Genomic DNA, 1,535 nt, shown 5'->3' with positions numbered 1-1,535 from the left:
TCCAGGCGGCTCGCCAGGTCGCCCTTGGCCACCCGCGCGACCCCGTCGTGGAGGCGGTCGAGCGGCCTCATCAGCAGGTCCGTGACGCGGTTGATGATGAGCACCGTGACGAGCAGGAGAAGCCCCATGAGGACGAGGAGCTTGCGGCTCAAGGCCGCGATGGCCTGGCGCGTCTTCTCCATGGAGAGGCCGACACGGAAGGTTCCCCAATGGCGGCCCTTCACGAAGACCGGGGCCGAGATGTCCCAGGTCGTTTCCCCGGTGTCGCGGCGGTAGACCTGCCGGAGGAACTGCTTCTGGGCGTTGCGGCATGCGGCCATGGCCACCGGGTCGGTGTAGATGCGCTTGGCGCGGTTGTGGCCCCGGTCGCGGCGGAAATCCCCGGTCAGTGGTGCGCAATACACCGAGTTATGGGTTGGCACGTAGCCGTTGACGTCGAGCAGCACCGCATAGACGATCTGGGGGTCCTTGAGGAATTGGTCCTGGATGTTGATGATCTGGTTGTCCAGATAGGAGTCCAAGGTCGAGGCATAATGGTATTTCCGGACCGACTCCAGGTCTTCCGGAGACGTACCCCGGTAGCCGTCCATGATGCGCTTGGGCAGTCGGATGGGCGTCAGGGTGCTGTCGAAAACCTCGTCAACCGAGAAGAGTCCGTTGTCGATGATATGGTCGAGCGTCCCGCTCATGATCGTCGCGCCGGTCTGGGCCGAAGCGATCCCCTTTTCCAGGATGACCGCGTTGGCCTGCCGGGTGAGGTCCCGCACGAGGTACCAGGTGAATACCCCCGTGACCGCGGCCATGACCGCGATCAAAGCCAGGGAGACCTTGGTCGAGAGTTTCTTGAGAATTTTCAGGACTTGCGCGCGTAGCCCACCCGCAGGGCGCCCCAATAGCGGCCCTTGACGGTTACGGGCACGGAGAGGTCCGCGACGATTTCGCCGGTGTCTCGGCGATAAAGCTGGATGAGCGCGCCTTGGGTGTGCTTCACCGCGAAGAACCCGGTGATGTCGTTGAAGATGCGTTTGGTGCGCCGGCGCTTGAGGTCCAGCTGCGGATCGCCGGTGGCGGGCTGTGCATACTTCGAGTTATGGGAAGGGACGTAGCCGTTGGCGTCGACCAAGGCGACAAAGAGGAGGTCCTTGTCGCGGCTGAGGTAGCGGTCCTCGATCGGGGTGATGAACTTGTCGGTGTAGTCATCATAGAAGGTCGTGAAGGTCGCCGGGGTCGTCACCGGGAGGACGGGGAAGTAGAGGGCGCTGAAGAACTCTTCCTCGGACTTGATCCCCCTGTCGATGGCCCGCTCCAAGATTGCGGAGCACTCCTTAGCCGCGGCCTCGGCCAGCTCGAGCATCCTCCGGTCTTGCGCGCTCATCTCCTCCGGCCGGATCGCCCTGCGGACCCCGCCGAGGGTGGTCGACTCTTTGGAGGGTGTGACTGATTTCCCCTGGACGGCGGCTGCCGTCGGCGCTGCGCAGAGGCAAGCGGCGGTCAAGACGAGCCATGCGGCTAAAATTGTTCTTGCGCGGTGCATC

At 63.6% G+C, this 1,535-nt stretch carries 1 protein-coding gene and 1 pseudogene; both read right to left on the bottom strand.

The window, feature by feature from the left end:
* Positions 1-803, bottom strand: a pseudogene (locus QZY44_RS02755) (hypothetical protein); the annotation flags it as partial.
* Between the two features lie 50 nt (positions 804-853).
* Positions 854-1,354, bottom strand: coding sequence for a hypothetical protein (locus tag QZY44_RS02750; RefSeq protein ID WP_295441909.1), 501 nt, complete (start codon positions 1,352-1,354; stop codon positions 854-856).
* Positions 1,355-1,535: the final 181 nt, after the last annotated feature.

This window comes from uncultured Thiodictyon sp. (genome assembly GCA_903837595.1).
Taxonomy (GTDB): domain Bacteria; phylum Pseudomonadota; class Gammaproteobacteria; order Chromatiales; family Chromatiaceae; genus Thiodictyon.
This window is presented reverse-complemented; position numbering and strand designations above follow the sequence as displayed.